Source organism: Streptomyces sp. NPDC088147 (assembly GCF_044741565.1).
In the GTDB taxonomy this organism is placed as follows: domain Bacteria; phylum Actinomycetota; class Actinomycetes; order Streptomycetales; family Streptomycetaceae; genus Streptomyces.
Map to the genome: position 1 here is coordinate 155,771 of NZ_JBIUSY010000002.1, position 17,460 is coordinate 173,230.

General features: G+C 70.5%; 14 protein-coding genes and 1 tRNA gene. 12 read left to right on the forward strand and 3 right to left on the reverse strand.

What is annotated here, in order from left to right; all coding sequences use genetic code 11:
- Positions 1-52: 52 nt before the first annotated feature.
- From ACIOGX_RS06070 to ACIOGX_RS06110, 9 genes are all read left to right on the forward strand, one after another.
- Positions 53-721: a phosphonatase-like hydrolase gene (locus tag ACIOGX_RS06070; RefSeq protein WP_401911982.1), complete on the forward strand. Its 669-nt coding sequence runs from the start codon at positions 53-55 to the stop codon at positions 719-721.
- Complete coding sequence (locus tag ACIOGX_RS06075; protein ID WP_401910729.1) at positions 721-1,956, forward strand: ABC transporter ATP-binding protein; 1,236 nt, start codon at positions 721-723, stop codon at positions 1,954-1,956. Before ACIOGX_RS06070 ends, ACIOGX_RS06075 begins: the two co-directional genes overlap by 1 nt.
- Positions 1,957-2,248: 292 nt before the next feature.
- Positions 2,249-3,043: a 2-aminoethylphosphonate ABC transporter permease subunit gene (locus tag ACIOGX_RS06080; protein WP_401911985.1), complete on the forward strand. Its 795-nt coding sequence runs from the start codon at positions 2,249-2,251 to the stop codon at positions 3,041-3,043.
- A complete protein-coding gene (locus tag ACIOGX_RS06085; RefSeq protein ID WP_401910732.1) occupies positions 3,030-3,827 on the forward strand; it encodes an ABC transporter permease in 798 nt (265 codons plus the stop codon). Before ACIOGX_RS06080 ends, ACIOGX_RS06085 begins: the two co-directional genes overlap by 14 nt.
- Before the next feature lie 14 nt (positions 3,828-3,841).
- Positions 3,842-4,927, forward strand: a complete 1,086-nt coding sequence (locus tag ACIOGX_RS06090; RefSeq protein ID WP_401910734.1) for a 2-aminoethylphosphonate ABC transporter substrate-binding protein — start codon at positions 3,842-3,844, stop codon at positions 4,925-4,927.
- A gap of 125 nt (positions 4,928-5,052) precedes the next feature.
- The gene (locus ACIOGX_RS06095) at positions 5,053-5,832 is read left to right on the forward strand and encodes an HAD-IIA family hydrolase (protein ID WP_356508579.1); all 780 of its coding nucleotides are present in this window, start codon (positions 5,053-5,055) and stop codon (positions 5,830-5,832) included.
- 116 nt (positions 5,833-5,948) lie between these two features.
- Entirely contained in the window at positions 5,949-6,629 is a 681-nt protein-coding gene (locus ACIOGX_RS06100) for a hypothetical protein (protein ID WP_401910736.1), read from the forward strand.
- A gap of 1 nt (position 6,630) precedes the next feature.
- The gene (locus ACIOGX_RS06105; protein WP_401910739.1) at positions 6,631-7,308 is read left to right on the forward strand and encodes a class F sortase; all 678 of its coding nucleotides are present in this window, start codon (positions 6,631-6,633) and stop codon (positions 7,306-7,308) included.
- Positions 7,309-7,468: 160 nt separating this feature from the next.
- The gene (locus tag ACIOGX_RS06110; RefSeq protein WP_401767724.1) at positions 7,469-8,530 is read left to right on the forward strand and encodes a glycoside hydrolase family 6 protein; all 1,062 of its coding nucleotides are present in this window, start codon (positions 7,469-7,471) and stop codon (positions 8,528-8,530) included.
- A 96-nt stretch (positions 8,531-8,626) separates the two neighbouring features.
- On the opposite strand, the gene ACIOGX_RS06115 is transcribed toward ACIOGX_RS06110, so the two are convergent.
- The 3 genes from ACIOGX_RS06115 to ACIOGX_RS06125 form a co-directional block, all read right to left on the reverse strand.
- A complete protein-coding gene (locus tag ACIOGX_RS06115; RefSeq protein ID WP_356508571.1) occupies positions 8,627-10,579 on the reverse strand; it encodes a galactose oxidase-like domain-containing protein in 1,953 nt (650 codons plus the stop codon).
- On the reverse strand, positions 10,576-12,507 hold the full coding sequence (locus tag ACIOGX_RS06120) for a glycosyltransferase (RefSeq protein ID WP_401910743.1): 1,932 nt from the start codon (positions 12,505-12,507) through the stop codon (positions 10,576-10,578). Before ACIOGX_RS06120 ends, ACIOGX_RS06115 begins: the two co-directional genes overlap by 4 nt.
- A gap of 603 nt (positions 12,508-13,110) precedes the next feature.
- Positions 13,111-13,184: transfer RNA gene (locus ACIOGX_RS06125), tRNA-Lys, on the reverse strand.
- Positions 13,185-13,368: 184 nt separating this feature from the next.
- On the opposite strand from ACIOGX_RS06125, the gene ACIOGX_RS06130 reads away from it, so the two are divergent.
- The 3 genes from ACIOGX_RS06130 (at position 13,369) to ACIOGX_RS06140 (ending at position 17,332) form a co-directional block, all read left to right on the forward strand.
- Positions 13,369-14,784, forward strand: coding sequence for a peptidoglycan-binding protein (locus ACIOGX_RS06130; protein ID WP_401910746.1), 1,416 nt, complete (start codon positions 13,369-13,371; stop codon positions 14,782-14,784).
- A gap of 11 nt (positions 14,785-14,795) precedes the next feature.
- Positions 14,796-16,589 carry an SPFH domain-containing protein gene (locus tag ACIOGX_RS06135; RefSeq protein WP_401910748.1) on the forward strand — a complete coding sequence of 598 codons (1,794 nt, stop codon included), beginning with the start codon at positions 14,796-14,798 and terminating at the stop codon, positions 16,587-16,589.
- A 155-nt stretch (positions 16,590-16,744) separates the two neighbouring features.
- A complete protein-coding gene (locus ACIOGX_RS06140; RefSeq protein WP_129769013.1) occupies positions 16,745-17,332 on the forward strand; it encodes a lytic polysaccharide monooxygenase in 588 nt (195 codons plus the stop codon).
- The last annotated feature ends 128 nt before the right edge of the window (positions 17,333-17,460 follow it).

A 17,460-nucleotide genomic window follows, 5' to 3' on the forward strand; every position in this document is an offset into this window, starting at 1 on the left:
GGAGGACAGGCCGGACGGGACGGGGAAGCCGACCGACAGCACCAAGGGCGCGATCAAGCTCGTCGTGCTGGACATGGCGGGCACCACGGTCGCCGACGGCGGACTCGTCGAGCGCGCGTTCTTGGCGGCGGTGCGCCGGATGGGCGCCGAGCCGGAGTCGATGCTCGGTCATGTGCGCGCCACCATGGGCGAGTCCAAGATCTCCGTCTTCCGGCATCTCTTCGGCGACGAGGCGAGGGCCCAGCAGGCCAACACCGCCTTCGAGACGGCGTACGGGGAGCTGGTCGCCGCCGGGCACATCGTGCCCGTCGCCGGTGCGCGCGAGGCCATCGAGGAGCTGCGCGCCGACGGCCGGACGGTGGTGCTGACCACGGGCTTCGCCCGCGTCACCCAGGACGCGATCCTCGACGCCCTGGGCTGGCGGGACCTGGTGGAGCTCACCCTCTGCCCGGCCGACGCGGGCGGGCGCGGGCGCCCGTACCCGGACATGGTGCTGGCGGCCTTCCTGCGCACCGGCGTGGCCGACGGGGTCCGGGAGATCGCGGTCGCCGGTGACACGTCGTACGACATGCTCAGCGGGGTACGGTCCGGCGCGCGGATCGTCGCGGGCGTGCTCACCGGTGCTCATGACCGGGACGCGCTGGAGGCGAACGGCGCGACGCATGTCCTGACGTCGGTCGCCGGTCTGCCGGCCGCCCTCGCCGCGGCGGAGGCGGAGTGATGACCACCGACCCCGTGGTCGGGGACGCCACCTCCGAAGCCGTCCTCGACACCACGCCCGATGCCGGTCCCTCGCCCACGCCCACACGCACGCCCACACGCACGCCCACGCCCTCGCCCACCCCCGCGTCCCCGTCCGTGTCCTCGTCCGCGTCCCTTTCCTCGCGCGGCGGGATCCGCTTCGACGGCGTCTCCGTCGCGTACGGCGGGACCACCGTCCTCGACTCCCTCGATCTGACCGTCGAGCCGGGGGAGTTCATGGCGCTCCTCGGCCCCTCCGGCTCCGGCAAGACGACCGCGCTGCGTGCCGTCGCCGGATTCGTACGTCCCGCCGCCGGGCGGGTGTTCATCGGCGGCCGGGACGTCACCGACCTGCCGCCGTACCGGCGCGGCATCGGCATGGTCGTCCAGCAGTACGCGCTCTTCCCGCATCTGCGGGTCGAGGAGAACGTCGCCTTCGGGCTCAAGGCGCAGCGGGACCCGAAGGTCCCCAGGGGCGAGATCCCCGGCCGGGTCGCCGAGGCCCTCGGATTGACCGGCATGGCCGCGTACGCCCGGCGCTATCCGCGCGAACTCTCCGGCGGTCAGCAGCAGCGCGTCGCCATCGCCCGCGCGCTCGCCATCCGCCCCCGGGTGCTGCTCCTCGACGAGCCGCTCTCCGCGCTCGACGCGCGGTTGCGCTCCGGAATGCTCACCGAACTGGCCCGGCTGCACCGCGAGTTGCCCGACGTCTCCATCCTGTACGTCACCCACGACCAGGTCGAGGCGCTCACCCTGGCGGACCGGATCGCCGTCATGGACCGGGCGCGGCTGATGGACTGCGGCACCCCGCGCGAGCTGTACCGCAACCCCCGTTCCGAGTTCACGGCGTCCTTCGTCGGCAACGCGAATCTGCTGCCCGTCACGGTCGGCGCGGCCGGGGTCGGCTTCGCGGGTACGGAGATCGAGGTCGCGACCGGCGACGCGGCGCGGGGCGCCACGGCGACCCTCTGCGTACGCCCGCACCTCGTCGGGCTCGGCGCCGGGCCCAACGCCCTGCGCGGCACGGTCGCCGAGGTGCAGTGGCGCGGCTCCACCCACCGGCTGTACGTGGAGGTGGCCGGCCACCGGCTCAAGGCGGACGTTCGGGAACTGCGCGAGCCCCCCGCCCTCGGCGACGAGGTGACCGTGCACTTCGCGCCCGAGGACGCGGTGCTGCTGCCCGCGGGCGCGGGGACCGGTGGCCCCGATGTCTAGTGCCGTGTCCGGGGAGAGGGCGGAGCGGGAGTCCGTACGGCGGCCCGGGACGCGGAAGGACCGCGACGAAACGCGGGAGAACCGTAACGAGACGCGCAAAGAAGGCGAGACGCGCAAAGAAGGCGAGACGCGCAAAGAAGGCGAGACGCGCAAAGAACGCGAGACGTACAAAGAACGCGAGACGCGCAAAGAACGCGAGGCGCGCAAGGACCGCGAGGCGCGCAAGGACCGTGAGACGCCGAAGACCCGTGGGCCCCGTGGAGCCCGGCGCGGCCGGAGGCTTCTCTGGGTTCTGCCTCCCGTCGCCGTCCTCGGTCTCTTCTTCCTCTATCCGCTCGCCCTGGTCGTCCGGCAGTCCTTCTCCCCCGACGAGGGCGGCACCTCCATCGAGCCGTACACCGAGGTCTTCGCCTCAGCGGCCTTCCGGGAGGCGCTCACCACCACGGTCTGGCTGGCCGTCGGCTCGACCGCCGGCTGTCTGGTCCTCGGCTTCGCCCTCGCCCTGGTCATCGCCTTCGTACCGTTCCCCGGCAGCCGGGCCGTCGCCCGCTTCATCGATGTCTTCCTCTCCTTCCCGTCCTTCCTGATCACGCTCGCGCTGCTGTTCATCTACGGCACGGTCGGCATGGTCAACGGCGCCTGGACGGACCTCACGGGCGCCGCGTCCGGGCCGGTCCAGTTCCTGACCACCCCCTGGGGCGTGCTCCTCGCGGAGATCACGTACTTCACGCCCTTCGTGATACGCCCGCTGCTCGCCGCCTTCTCCCAACTCGACACCGCGCAGCTCGAAGTGGCGTCCTCGCTCGGTGCCCGGCCGGCCAGGATCGTGCGGCGGGTCATCCTGCCCGAGGCGCTGCCCGCGCTCGCCGCCGGCGGCAGTCTCGTCCTCGTCCTCTGCCTCAACGAGTTCGGCATCGTGCTCTTCACGGGCGCCAAGGGCGTCACGACCCTGCCGACGCTCGTCTACAGCAAGGCGATCCTCGAATCCGACTATCCGGCCGCCTGCGTGGTCGCCGTCGTCAATGTCGCGCTCTCCGTCGGGCTGTACGCCGTCTACCGAATGGTGGCTCGCCGTGCTGGTGCATAGCCGTACGGGACGGTGGGCCGCCTGGGGCGGCTTCCTCGTCCTCTTCCTTCCGCTCTTCGCGCTGCCGCTGCTCGTCGTGGTCGCCGCGTCGTTCTCCACCAACTGGTCGGGCGCGCTGCCCTCCGGGCCGACCGCCGGGCACTACAGCGCCGCCGTGCGCGGCGAATCCCTCCAGGCCCTGGCGACCAGCCTGATCACGGCCGTCACCGCGAGCCTGCTGGCGCTGACCATCGGAACCTGGGCCGCGCTGGCCGGAGCCGCGCTCGAAAGGCGCGGACGCCGCCTCCTCGACGCGCTGTTCATGCTGCCCGTCGCCGTGCCGTCGGTCGTCGTGGGGCTCGCCGTACTGGTCGCGTTCAGCCGGCCGCCCCTGCTGCTGAACGGCACGCGCTGGATCGTGATCCTGGCGCACACCGTGCTGGTCACGGCGTTCGCCCAGCAGTCGGTGTCGGCGGCCGTCCGGCGGCTCGACCCGATGTACGAACAGGCCGCCGCGTCGCTCGGCGCCCGTCCCGCGTACGTGCTGTGGCGGGTGCGGATCCCGCTCCTGCTGCCGTCGCTCAACGCGGCCGCCGGCCTCTGCTTCGCCCTCTCCATGGGCGAGCTGAGCGCCACGATGATGCTCTACCCGCCCGACTGGATGCCCCTGCCGGTGCGGATCTTCACCGCCACCGACCGCGGCTCCCTCTTCACCGGCTCGGCCGTCGCCGTTGTCCTGATGGGCACGACGCTGCTGGTGCTGCTCGCCCTGTCCCGTATCCGCACCCAAGCCACTTTCCGCTAGGAGAAGACCACGTTATGCGCGCCTTCACCCACCAGCCGTTCCCCGCCGTGCCGTTCCCCGCCGTGCCGTTGCTCGCGGGCGGTCTCGTCCTCGCCCTCTCCCTCACCGGCTGCGGCTCCTCCTCCACCGCCTCGGACGAGAAGTCCGTGACCGTCTACAGCGCCGACGGACTCAAGGGCGAGAACGGCGACGGCTGGTACGACCAGGTCTTCAAGGACTTCGAGAAGGAGACCGGCATCAAGGTCGACTACGTCGAGGGCGGCTCCGGCGAGGTCGTACAGCGCGCCGTCCGCGAGAAGTCCAACACCCAGGCCGATGTCCTCGTCACCCTCCCGCCGTTCATCCAGCAGGCCGACGCCAAGGGGCTGCTCCAGTCGTACGATCCGCGCGGCGCCGAGCACCTCGACGCGGCCGGTAGATCGGCCGACTCCACCTGGACCGCGGTCGTCAACAACTACTTCGGCTTCATCCGGAACACCAAGGAACTGAAGCAGGCGCCCACGACCTGGGAGGACCTGCTCGACCCGGCGTACAAGAACAAGCTCCAGTACTCGACGCCCGGTGTCGCGGGCGACGGTACGGCCGTGGTCATCAAGGCCATGCACGACTTCGGCGGAAAGGAGCCGGCGATGGCCTATCTCAAGAAGCTCCAGGCCAACAACGTCGGCCCGTCGTCCTCCACCTCCAAGCTCGCGCCCAAGGTCGACAAGGGCGAGATCCTGGTGGCCAACGGAGACGTCCAGATGAACTTCGCGCAGGCCAGGTCCATGCCGAACCTCGGCATCTGGTTCCCGGCGAAGGACGGCGGCGGGCCCACCACCTTCGCACTGCCCTACGCGGCCGGTCTGGTCAGCGAGGCCCCGCACAGCGCCAACGGCAAGAAGCTCCTCGACTTCATGCTGGCCGAGCGGGCGCAGCGGCAGGTCAGCGAGATCGGCGGCGGCTTCCCGGCCCGTACGGACATCAAGCCCACCGACGCCAACGCCGTCGCGCTCACGAAACTGATCGACGGAGTCGAGATCTTCGAGCCGGACTGGAAGGACATCGAGAAGAACCTCGACGTGTACATAGACGCCTGGAAGTCGGCCACCGGCAGCTGACCGGCCGGCCCCGGCGGCGGCCCGCGTGCGGTGGACGGGACCCTGTGCCGTCCACCGCACGCCCTGGTTAGGCTGGGCGTGTCGGACCGTGCATTATTGGCCACCGCAGAGCGGAGAACAGTCCAGTGGCAGAGCGCAAGCCGATCGAGTCCTGGCTCACCGACATGGACGGCGTCCTCATCCATGAGGGCGTCCCGATCCCCGGCGCCGCCGAGTTCATCAAGCGACTGCGGGAGTCGGGCAGGCCGTTCCTCGTCCTCACCAACAACTCCATCTACACCCCGCGCGATCTCCAGGCCCGGCTGGCCCGGATGGGGCTGGATGTGCCCGTGGACAACATCTGGACCTCCGCGCTCGCCACCGCCAAGTTCCTGGAGGACCAGCGGCCCGGCGGTACGGCGTATGTCATCGGCGAGGCCGGGATGACCACGGCCCTGCATGACATCGGCTATATCCTCACCGACCACGAGCCGGACTACGTGGTGCTCGGCGAGACCCGTACCTACAGCTTCGAGGCGCTGACCAGGGCGATCCGGCTGATCAACGGCGGAGCGCGGTTCATCTGCACCAACCCCGACGAGACCGGCCCCTCGACCGAGGGACCGCTGCCCGCGACCGGCGCCGTCGCCGCGCTGATCACCAAGGCCACCGGCAAGGAGCCGTACTTCGCGGGCAAGCCCAATCCCCTGATGATGCGGACCGGGCTCAACGCCATCGGCGCGCACTCCGAGACCAGCGCGATGATCGGTGACCGGATGGACACCGATGTGCTGGCCGGACTGGAGGCCGGGATGGAGACCTTCCTGGTGCTGACCGGCGTGACGACCCCCGGCGATGTGGACCGCTACCCGTTCCGCCCGTCGACGATCGTCGACTCGATCGCCGATCTGATCGACCGCGTCTGAGGGCGCGTCGGCGGGGCGTCTGAGTGTGTCCGTGCGGCGTATGAGCGAGTGACCGCGCGCTGAGGATGCGAAAACCCCCGGCGCGCGTGAGTCTGTCGTGTACCAGGAGGTACACGATGCGTTCAGGGTTGCTCGCTCTCCGTGGCGCGGGGGCGGTCGCCATGCTGGTGGCCACGCCCGTCCTCGGCGCCGCCACCGCGCAGGCCCATGATTCCGTACGGGTCACGGTCACCCCGTCCGCCGTCGCCCCGGGCGGCGAGATCGAGATCAGGGCCGAGGGCTGCCGGAGCGGCTCGGCAGCCGCCGTGTCGCGGGTCTTCGTCGCCGGTGCGGAGCTGAGAGACCGCGCGGGCGGCGCGCTGACCGGATCCACCGTGATCGGATCCTCCGTCAAGGAGGGCGGATACGAGATCGACGTGCGCTGCGACGGTCATGGTCACGCGGGCGCGGGCCGCTTCGAGGTCGTCGCCCACGCCAGGCAGGACCGGCCCGAGCAGCACGCCAGTCCCGTCGCACCGGTCCGGGCGGGCGGCGGCGGTACGGCGCCCCTGTCCGCGGCCGCGGACAGGGCCACGGACGTGGGTGACGTACGTGACGTACACGAGGTACGGGGCGCGGGCGACGTACGGACGGACGTACAGACGGACGTACGGACGGATACGCGGACGGCCGCCGAGGCGACCGGGCCCGGGACCCCGCACGCGGTGATCGGCCTGGTCCTGGCGGGCGTCGCGGCGGTCGCCGTGGCCCTCAGGAGCGCACGGCGCTCGCGCCACTCCGACCGGGACTCGGACTGACATGGCCGGCCGGAGCGCCACCCCGGGCGTCGGCAGACTGCTGGCCGGAGTGACCTGGGCCGTCCTGCTGCTGGTGCTCTGGCTCTGGGGCCGCGACGCCGGTGAGGAACCCGGCGGGTGGTCCGCGCTCACCACCGGCGATGTGGCGGCGGTCGGCCGTCCGCAGGGGGTGGTGCGGCCACCGGCCCGTGCCCCGCTGGACCCGGCGGAGCCACGGCGGGTGGAGGTGCCGTCGATGGGGATCGACGCGCCGGTCGTGCCCCGGGGGCTCGATGGCACCGGGGCGATCGATCCGCCGCCGTACGCGACACCGCGCGCCGTCGGCTGGTACGGCGGCGGGGTCCAGCCGGGCGCGGAGGGCGCCGCGCTGTTCGTGGGCCACGCCGACACCGAGACGAAACCGGCCGTGTTCCACGGGCTGAGCGCGGCCCGGCCCGGCGCGAAGATCCGGGTGGCCAGGGCCGACGGGAGGACCGCCGAGTTCACCATCGACGAGGTGCGGGTCTTCGGCAGGGACCGCTTCGACGCGCACAAGGTCTACGGGCCGCACAAGAAGTCCCGCGCGGAGCTGCGGCTGATCACCTGCGGCGGAACCTTCGACCGCGCGACGGACTCCTACACGGCGAATGTGGTGGTCTCGGCGTATCTGACAGGAGTGAGCGAGCCGCGTGACAGCTGATGCGGCCCGGCCCGGCCAGGGACCGGTATGCCAGGATTGGCGACGACCGGGCGGGCCCGGCCGTGGGGCCGGGGGAGGGCTGCCCAGGACCTCGGGCTCCGGGCTCCGGATCCCGGACGCAGTGACGGCGACGCAGTGACGGTGCACCAAGGGGGAGTGGATGTACGGCAGTTATTCCGGTCGCGGCCGTGGCGCCGGGGCCGGACGCGTACGGGCCGGTGTGGCGGCGGCCGGGGCGGTGCTGCTGCTCGCGGGCTGTTCGTCCGACGGCGACGGTGACGGCGGTGACGGAGGCGACGGCGGCGGTACGAAGTCGGCGCCGATCGGCCAGCGGCCCAAGGCGGACGCGCCGTACTGGGTCAACCCCGACGGCAGGGCGGCCCGTCAGGTCGCGGCGTACGACAGCGCGGGCGACTCCGGGAACGCCGCGCTGATCCGGAAGATCGCCGAACAGCCGGTCGCCGAGTGGATCGGCCCCGACACCCCCGAGACGCAGACCAAGGGCTTCACGGAAGCGGCGACGAAGGCCGACCGCGACGCGCTGCTCGTCCTCTACAACATCCCGCACCGCGACTGCGGCCAGTTCTCCAAGGGCGGCGCCGCGGACGGCAACGCGTACCGCGCGTGGGTCGACCAGGTCGCGAAGGGCATCGGCGACCGCCGGGCGACCGTGATCCTGGAGCCCGACGCGGTCCTGCACCTGGTGGACGGCTGCACGCCCGGCCAGTTCCACGAGGAGCGGTACGACCTGCTCAAGGGCGCCGTCCAGCGGCTCAAGCGGCAGCCGGCGACCTCGGTCTACCTGGACGCGGGCAACGCCGGCTGGCAGACACCGGACGCGCTCTTCGAACCGCTCCAGCGGGCGGGCATCGCCGACGCGGACGGCTTCTCGGTCAACGTGTCCAACTTCTACCCGACCGCGGCGAGCGCGGACTTCGGCAAGCGGCTCTCCGCGAAGGTCGGCGGCAAGCCCTTCGTCATCGACACCAGCCGCAACGGCAACGGCCCCTACACGAAGGGCGATCCGGCCGAGAACTGGTGCAACCCGCCGGGCCGGGCGCTCGGCGAACACCCGACGACGAAAACCGGCGACCCGCTGGTCAAGGCGTATCTCTGGATCAAGCGCCCGGGAGAGTCGGACGGCGACTGCAAGGGCGGCCCCAAGGCGGGGGACTGGTACCCGGACTACGCCCTGGACCTGGCGCGCGACAGCGGCGGATAGCCGGGGAATCCCGGAGGCGTAGGGGCGGGCTCCACCCGCCCCTACGGGAGTCCCTCAACAGGAGCCCTCAACAGGAGACCCTCAACAGCGCTCCCGCTACGGGATCTCCACCCACACGCCCTCCGACGGCGTTCCCTCCTCGTCCGTGACGAACAGCATGTACCAGCCCGGCGGGACCAGCGCGCTGTTCTTCGGGACCGTGACCTCGATACCGTCCGCCGTCTTCTTCATGTCCAGGGCCACCGACCGCTGTTCGACGTCGGTGACATGGGTGACCGCGCTCGGTCGCATCAGCTTCGCCGTCCTGACCGACGCCGGGTCCTTCGTCTTGAAGGCCGCCGTGCCGCCGCGCTCGACACGCTTCGGGCCGCCCGAGAGCGTGGGCCGTGCGTCGCGGAAGAGGTACGGCGGGGTGTAGATCTCGATCCGCTGCTCGAAGACGCCCGGCTTGGTGTTGGCCTTGTCGGCGAAGAGCGCGTCCGAGCCGAAGATCATGACGCGGCCGTCGGGCAGCAGCACCGAGCCCGAGTGGTAGTTGCGGCCCACCGCCGGGTCGGCCACCCGCTTGTACGTGGACGAGACCGGGTCGTACATCCGGGCCTGGAGCACATCGGAGCCGCCGCGCCCCCGGTAGTCCTCCGAGCCGCCGGTGACCAGCACGCTGTCGTCGGGCAGCAGCGAGGCGCTCGGGTAGCGGGTGCCCTTCTCCAGTGTCGGGCCGTCCGTGAAGCGGGGATCGGGGTCCTTCAGATCGACCAGCCGGGACTTGTCACTGGACTTGTCGGACTCACCGACCCCGCCGCCGCCGATGACCATGAACTTCTGGTCCTGCGCGGGCGGCAGCATGACCGTCGCCGAGGTCTCCATCCGGTCCGGGTCGCCCAGCCCGGGGATCTTCTCGAACGTGTTCGTGTCCAGATCCCAGATCCCGGGGTCGCGGCCGACATCGGCCGGACCGTAACCGGCGTTGGAGCCGCTGTAGAAGAGCTTGCCGTTGTCCATCAGGAAGACCGCGGGGTAGGTGGGGAACTTCCTGATGATCCCGGTGTACTCCCAGCTCCTGGTCTCCGGGTCGTAGATCTCGTCCTTGCCCGGGACGATCTGGCCGATCTCGTCAAGACCGGACATCGCCAGGACCTTGCCGTCCCTGAGCGTGGTCAGCGTCGGGTACCAGCGGGCCTCGTTCATCGGGTCGACCTTGATGTACTTCTCCGCGACCGGGTCGAACTCGAATGCCTCCCTGATGCCCTGGAAGTCCTTCTTGTCGAGCGCGAGCTTCTGCGCGATGCCGTAGACATTGCGGGCGTCGGAGCCCTTCATGCCGTGCACGCGGTAGTTGTCCTCGGTGCCGGTCTCGTACGTCTTGCCGGCCTCACGCGCCTCGACGTAGATACGGCCCAGACCCGGCTCGGTCCGCAGGAACGCGCCGGTCACCTTGTCGAAGACCTTCGTCGCCTTCTCGACCAGGACGGGATCCTTGGAGACGAACGTCTTGCCGTTCCCCTTGCCGGTGAAGACCGTGCCGGCGGGCAGCGTGATCGGCTTGTCCGGGTCCTCGTTGTGGACGATCATCAGGCCGCCGGCCTTGGTGACATCGCCCTTGAGCTTCTCGTAGCGCTTCGTGCCGCCCGCCACCAGCAGGTTCCCGTCGGGCAGCTGGGTGTGCCCGGAGCAGAACATGTCCTTGGGTGTCGGGATCATCGTGTACTTGTTGGTCTCCGGATCCCAGAGCACCGACTCGAACTTGCCCGCGTCGAAGTTCTTCTGGTTGTTCCCGGAGCCCGCTATCAGCAGCACCTTGCCCGTGTGCAGCAGGGAGGCGTGGATCGAGTTGATCGTGAAGTCGGCCGGTACGTCCAGGAAGTCCCAGTGGCCGTTCTCCGCCTTGTACGCGGGGCGGTTGATCGTGTAGTCGTGGTACTGCTCGGAGCCGAAACGGTAGAGCGCGGGTCCGTTGAAGCCGGCCACCGCGACGATCACCGCGGCGCCTATCGCTATGCGACGGGCACGGTTCTTGCGGTGATTGTGCCGGACGGGAATCGCGCTCATTTCTTATGTCCCCCAAGGGAAATCCGTACGGTCTGATCGGTGGGCGCGGTCCGCGGGAGCGCCGGGTCCTGGGCCGTCGGGCCGGGAGCGGCCGGGTACGTAACGGCGGGCCGCGGCACGGCCGGTGGCGCCTGACCCGCCGACCGCATCCCCCAGCGCCAGGCGATGATCGGCGCCGCCGTGATCAGCATGGCCAGGGTCGCCCAGGTGATCATCGCCGGATGGTCGTGCCCGAAGAAGAAGGAGGAGACCAGCGATCCGCCGAAGACCAGGATGAAGAAGAGATGGATCCGGAACGTGCCGAAGAGCGTGTCCGGGCTGGACGAGTCGCCCTTGGGCGTCACCACGAAGCTGCTCTTGCGCCGCAGGACCGCGTCCATCAGGGACCGCGCGTACAGCGGCGCGGACATCGCGGACATCGCCATACCGGCCAGCCCGCCGGAGCCCTCGGGCTCGTGCGGCGAGACATTGTGCCGGCGGTTCCAGACGTAGAGACCGATCTGGAGGGCCGAGGCGTTGCCGTACAGCATCATCCAGATCGCCGGGTCGATCTGCACACCCGAGGCGCCCATCCCCAGGAACAGCGCGCAACTCAGCGCCGCCAGGATCCAGTTGAGCGCCGACATCGGGTAGAAGATGATCATCATCGTGTAGTTGAAGAGCTTGCCGGGCGGCAGCGTGCCGTACCCGCGCCAGTACTGCTTGAGGATCGTCTCGTACGTGCCCCGCGACCAGCGCAGCTGCTGGGTGAAGAAGTCGGTCCAGGCGGTCGGGCCCTCGCCCACGGCCAGGACGTCCGGGGTGTAGACGGAGCGCCACTTCCTGCCGGTCCGCGGATTCCTGGCGCGGTGCATCTCGAAGCCCGTCGCCATGTCCTCGGTGATCGAGTCGTACAGGCCGCCGATCTGCTTGAGCGCCCTGATCCGGACGGCGTTGCTCGTCCCGACGAACATGGGTGCGCCGTAGCGGTTGCCCGCGCGCTGGATCAGCGCGTGGAAGAGGAACTGCTGCGACTCGGCGGCCTTGGTGACGAACGAGTCGTAGTTGCCGTAGACCTGCGGGCCGATGACGAAGCCGACGTCCGGGTCGCGGAAGTAACCGAGCATCCGCTCCAGATAGTTGGGCATCGGTACGTGATCGGTGTCGACGGACGCGAAGAACTCGTAGTCGTCGCCGTGCGCGTCCAGCCAGGCGTTGTAGTTGCCGTGCTTGGTCTTCGCGCGGTGCGCGCCCTTGGCCTGGTTCCACTTCGCCACGCCCTTGCGGGAGAAGTGGTACACGCCGAGGCGGGCGCAGACCTCCTTGACGGCCGGGTCGTCGCCCTCGTCCAGCAGCCATACGTGCATCGGCCCGCGGTGCCGGATCCGTACGGCGGCCTCCAGCGTCTTCGTCACCATCTCCAGGGGCTCCTTGCCCGGTACGAAGGAGGTGAGGAAGGCCACGCGGGTATGGGGCTCGGGCACGACCGGGACCGGGTCGCGCGCCACCAGCGTCGCGTGCGCGTTCGAGAGGACATTCATCGTACGGAACAGCTCGATCAGTCCGATCGAGACGAGCATCACGATGTCGAGGACGAGCAGGAGATCGTTCTTGAGGTTCGGGTCACGCTCCGTCCAGTGCTGCGGCTGCATCAGCCAGACGAAGAGACCGAGCGAGAGCAGCGGCGCCGCGCCGAGCAGCAGGGCGGCACGGATGCGGTGCGGCTCCTGGGAGAGCAGCGAACGGTACTGGACGCGGTACGGCTTGGCCGGGTCGGGCCTGGTGAGGGGTCCGGCGAGCCGGCTGTAGTGCTCGTAGTCGTACTTCGGCAGGACGTCCTGCTTCGGCCGTTGCCGGCCCCCGCCCCTTCTGAGATGCGAGGGAATCCGGAGCTGGGTGGTCCGGGAAACGTCGTTGTCCCGCTGGCCGCCGTCTGGCGTCGACGTCATGAGTCATCCCCCCGCACGCTCGCTCGGCGTGATCGGTCGATCGATTCATCCGGAATGGTCCCCCTCGACCATCGCCCCGGACGCGTGAATGTGCGGTCCCCGTCCCTATAGAGAGGAAACGGCGGCTGTCCGGTTGCATGACGCCGGATACGGCCACCCCGCGCGGACGGGGCCCCCGCCCCCGCCGGATCCACCGCTGGGGCATCCCCTCGTACCGCGTCCAACTGTTCGGACCGCACGCCCCATTGGCGTTCACAAGCTCAGTCTGATCGTGTGAAGAACCTTGGGGCATCCGCCCCGGGGGAATCGTATCGTGAGCGACGCGGTGCGGGGTGTCACCGTGTTCTTTCGGGAAACGTCGCAGCTCAGGCGGTACTTCACCGACTTCTCCACTGGTGCGCGAGGCGCCGGGGGCTATGGAGACGCAACGGTGCGTGACGTGAAGACGCTGTGTAGTTGACCGGCCACCTGTCTGAATTCGCCCATGCGCGAGCGGGTGTGTGCGCGGGTGTATGAGGGGGCGCGTGAGCGGGCGCGTCAACGGGTGGTGAAACACAACGAGCGAGGCCCCCTCACGTGAAGTGAGGGGGCCTCGACTGTGCGTGCGCCGCCAGGGACTCGAACCCCGGACCCGCTGATTAAGAGTCAGCTGCTCTAACCAACTGAGCTAGCGGCGCCTGCTGACCTGGCCAACTCTACCCGATCGGCTGGGGTGGCCCCGACCATTTGATGGGTGTTGCGGCCTGTCGGATTGTCTTTTCTTACCTTTGATCCGTCAAAATGCGATTTGTTCAGACAGTTGACACACTGGCGCTCGTGCAGCCGCGCCCAAAAAATCTTGATGAGTGTGGAGGGGATCGCATGACCGTCCCGGTCTTCGAGGAGTACGAGCCCGCTCCCGACTGCCCCTGTGCGGGATGCGCCGAGCGCCGGCGCGATCTGGCCAGAGGGCTGGCGGTACGGGCCGGTGGTCATCCGGCCGCGCACGGCGCCCGGCGTGCGCTGGTGCTGGCGACCGCCGCGGGCGTGGCGCTGGGTCTGCCGGGAGCGGGCGCCGGCACGGCATGGGCCGCGGCGCCGCCCGGTACGGCCGGCGGCACATCCGTCGATCGGGTTACCAGAACCTCCGTCGATCCGCATCCGGTCACTCCTCAGGGTGGCAGCGGTCCCCTGCACGGGCGGCCACAGTCGAGCAAGCCGCCGGGCGAACTGCGCGCGACCACCCGGGCCGACATCATCAACCGCGCCAAGCGGTGGGTGCAGGCGCAGGTGCCGTACAGCATGGAGAAGTACTGGTCGGACGGGTACCGCCAGGACTGCTCCGGCTATGTGTCGATGGCCTGGAACCTCTCCGACAACGAGTGGACGGGCAGCCTGGCGGATTTCGGCGTCCGGATCTCGCGGGACGAGCTGGAGCCCGGGGACATGCTGCTCTTCCACAATCCGGCCGACCCCAACAAGGGCTCGCACGTCACGCTCTTCGGCGGCTGGACCGACTACACGCACTCCTACTACGTGGCCTACGAGCAGACCAAGCCGCACGCGCGTACGGAATCCACGCCGGTGGGGTACTGGAGCAACCCCGACCGCTATGTGCCGTACCGCTACAAGGGGCTGACCGAGGTCTCGGAAGGCAAGGGGCCGAACTCGGCCACGGGCAGCGGGGCCGCGGCGTCGATGGCGTACCCGGGGGCGCGCTCCTTCGGGCCGGGCGCCCGCAACGCGCACGTGGCCCGGCTCGGCCGGCTGCTGATCCAGCGGGGCGGCAAGCGGTTCTACAGCCAGGGCCCGGGACCCGAGTGGGGCGAGGCGGACCGGCGGGCCACGCAGGCGTTCCAGCTCGCGCAGGGCTGGCGCGGCGCGGAGGCGGACGGCCGGCCAGGGCCCGGGACCTGGCACCTGCTGGTGAAGGGCCTGGGCAGGAACATCCCGGCCGGGGACGCGGGCGGGCGCCCCGGCGGCTCCGCCGGTGGGGGCGGCGGTGGCTCGGTCGGTGGCGGTGGCGGTGGGCACGGGAGCGGGAGCGGTACGGGGAAGGCGGCGGGGTTCCCGGGCGTCGGGTTCTTCCGGCCCGGCCAGTCCAGCGTCCATGTCGAACAGTTCGGCAGACAACTGGTGAAGAAGGGCTTCGGCAAGCACTACACCTCGGGTCCCGGCCGGGTCTGGACCGAGGCCGACCGGCGGAACACCGAGGCGTTCCAGCGCGCTCAGGGCTGGAGCGGCAGCGCGGCCAACGGCTACCCCGGTCCGGAAACCTGGCGGCGACTCTTCGCATGACGGAGGCAAGGATGACGACCACGTGGCGGCCGAATGGCGACGAGGACGAGCTGAGGGGCGTGTTCACGGTACGGCGCACACCGCCCCCGGTGGAGCTGACCCCCGAGCCCGAGCCTCAGAACGAGAGCCGGAACGAGAGCCGAAACGAGAGCCGGGACCGGCCCGATCCCAGATCCGGACCCGGTCCCGGTTCCGGACCCGATTCCCAGCCGCAGTCCGAGCCCCGGTCCGAGCCTCAGTTCGCGTGCGAGTCCGAGCGGGTGCCGGACCGGGCCCCCGAGCCCACGGTCGAGCCGACGGTCGATCCGGCGGACGAGGACACGGCGGAGCTGGTACCGGAGGGCGCGACGCGCAGGGACGGGCCGGCTCCCGACGACGGCGGACGCGACGACGGACGCGACGACGGAAGTGAGGGCGGACGCCACCCGGAGCCGGTGCTCTTCGGGAAGGGCGAACCCGTCCACGGCGGTCCTGTCCACGGCGGTCCTGTCCAGGGCGATCCCGTCCATGCCGGTCCCGCTCGCATCGGTCCCGCTCCCGCCGGTCCCGTCGGGGACGACCCGCACGCGGACCGCCCGGTCCTCGCCGCCTTCGGTGCCCCGGCGCCCGGCGCGGGGGCCGCTCCGTTCGTACGCACCGCGGGTGTTCCCCGGTGGAGCCCGCTCATCGTGGGCGAGAGCACCCAGGAGATCCCCGTCCATCTGCTCTTCCGCGACGAGGCCGACGCGCTCGAAACCGCCGGACACCCCGCCGGACACCCCGCGGGACGTCCCGTGGGACAGCCCGTCAGGCCCACCGTCGTCGGACGCCGGTGGGGGACCGGGGAGCAGCCCCGGGTCCGCCGGGTGCCGGGGCCCGCGCCCATGCCGGCCGCGCCGACGCGCGCCGCGCCGCCCGTGGATCCCAAGCTCACCGAGCGGCCGGGGCCGGTGCTGCCCGGCTGGGCCGCCGCCCTCGTCGGATGCGTGACGCTCGTGGGCTGCGCGGCGGTGGTGTGGTCGACCGGAGCCGTACCGGACGGGGTGTCCAGGGTGCTCGGGCTGCCCTGGCGCGCGTACCACGGCATCGGACTCGGTCAGTGGGCCCTGCTCGTGCTGGGGGTGACGGTCACGCTCTTCGCCTTCGGCGGGCTCGGCCGGGGCCGGGTCGGCCAGGCGTGGGTGCTGACGCTCTTCGGCGACTACCGGGGCAGCGTGCGCCGTACGGGACTGCTGTGGGTGAGCCCGCTCCTGCTCCGCCGCGGGGTGGACGTACGGCTGCGGCACTGGCGCAGCGAGCCGGTGCCCGCGGTCGACTCGAACGGCACCGCGCTGCGGGTCGTCGTGCTGGTGGTCTGGCGGGTGCGGGACACCGTACGCGCGGCGCTCGGCGTCAAGGACCACGAGGAGTATCTGCGCGAGCAGGTGGAGGCCGCGATGGCGCGGGTCCTCTCGCAGCTGCCGGCCGACGCGTTCCACGACGAGGCGCCGACGCTGCGCGACGCGGAGGCCGTCGGCGACGCGCTGACCAGAATGCTGTCGGCGGAGTGCCGGCCGGTCGGCGTCGAGGTCTTCTCGGCGCAGCCGACCCGGATCGAGTACGCGCCGGAGATCGCGACGGCGATGCAGCGCAGCCGGATCGCGGCGATCGACGCCAGGCACCGGGACACCGTGCTGACGTCGGTGGTCGACGCGGTGGACGACACGGTGAACCGGCTCACCTCGCGGGGACTGGTGGAGCTGGACGACTACGAGCGCAAGGCGTTGGTCAAGGACCTCACCGTCGCGTTCTACACGGGTCGTCAGGGAGCCGCGGAGAAATGGTGACCGTACGGCGGTGATTGGTCTGGACCTTGTTCGTACTTGTTATGGACACGGTCAAGTTCTGTCCATACTCTAGGACTTGGTCTAGACCGCATAAACGCTCACCTGCACGCGCGCAGCACGGCTCACCGAACTCCCCACGTTCTCTGGAGCGAAGCATGCGAAAGAAGATAGGCGCGGCCGTGGTCGGCCTCGCGGTCGCGGGCGTATCTCTGCTCGCCACCGGCAGTGCCAGCAGCCACGGCTACACCGACTCACCGATCAGCCGTCAGAAGCTCTGTGCCAACGGCACCGTGAGCAACTGCGGCAACATCCAGTGGGAGCCGCAGAGCGTCGAGGGGCCCAAGGGCTTCCCGGCCGGCGGTCCCGCCGACGGCAAGATCTGCTCCGGCGGTCTCGGCCAGTTCGCGCAGCTCGACGACCCGCGCGGCGGTGCCTGGCCCACCACCAAGGTATCGGGCGGCCAGAGCTACAACTTCCGCTGGCAGTTCACCGCCCGGCACGCCACGACCGACTTCAAGTACTACATCACCAAGAACGGATGGAACTCGAACGCACCGGTCACCCGGGCGGCCCTCGACTCCCAGCCGTTCCTGACGGTGCCGTACAACAACCAGCAGCCGCCCGCGACGCTCTCGCACTCGGGCACGCTGCCGTCGAAGTCGGGCCGGCACCTGATCGTGGCCGTCTGGACCATCGCTGACACGGGGAACGCGTTCTACGCCTGCTCCGACGTCCAGTTCTGAGATAGGTCTCCACAGTAGGAACCTCGGGGGGCGTGGTTCTTCCCGGTCCGCCGCCGTGCGGTCCGCGCTCCCCGAGGCGAGTGGCCTCCCCGGACGAGTGGCTCCCCGAGCCGGACGGTTCCCCTGGC

Coding starts and splice junctions, on each gene's coding strand:
- ACIOGX_RS06075 (WP_401910729.1), top strand. CDS start 721: ATGACCACCGACCCCGTGGTCGGGGACGCCACCTCCGAAGCCGTCCTC.
- ACIOGX_RS06090 (WP_401910734.1), top strand. CDS start 3,842: ATGCGCGCCTTCACCCACCAGCCGTTCCCCGCCGTGCCGTTCCCCGCC.
- ACIOGX_RS06100 (WP_401910736.1), top strand. CDS start 5,949: ATGCGTTCAGGGTTGCTCGCTCTCCGTGGCGCGGGGGCGGTCGCCATG.
- ACIOGX_RS06105 (WP_401910739.1), top strand. CDS start 6,631: ATGGCCGGCCGGAGCGCCACCCCGGGCGTCGGCAGACTGCTGGCCGGA.
- ACIOGX_RS06110 (WP_401767724.1), top strand. CDS start 7,469: ATGTACGGCAGTTATTCCGGTCGCGGCCGTGGCGCCGGGGCCGGACGC.
- ACIOGX_RS06115 (WP_356508571.1), bottom strand. CDS start 10,579: ATGAGCGCGATTCCCGTCCGGCACAATCACCGCAAGAACCGTGCCCGT.
- ACIOGX_RS06120 (WP_401910743.1), bottom strand. CDS start 12,507: ATGACGTCGACGCCAGACGGCGGCCAGCGGGACAACGACGTTTCCCGG.
- ACIOGX_RS06130 (WP_401910746.1), top strand. CDS start 13,369: ATGACCGTCCCGGTCTTCGAGGAGTACGAGCCCGCTCCCGACTGCCCC.
- ACIOGX_RS06135 (WP_401910748.1), top strand. CDS start 14,796: ATGACGACCACGTGGCGGCCGAATGGCGACGAGGACGAGCTGAGGGGC.
- ACIOGX_RS06140 (WP_129769013.1), top strand. CDS start 16,745: ATGCGAAAGAAGATAGGCGCGGCCGTGGTCGGCCTCGCGGTCGCGGGC.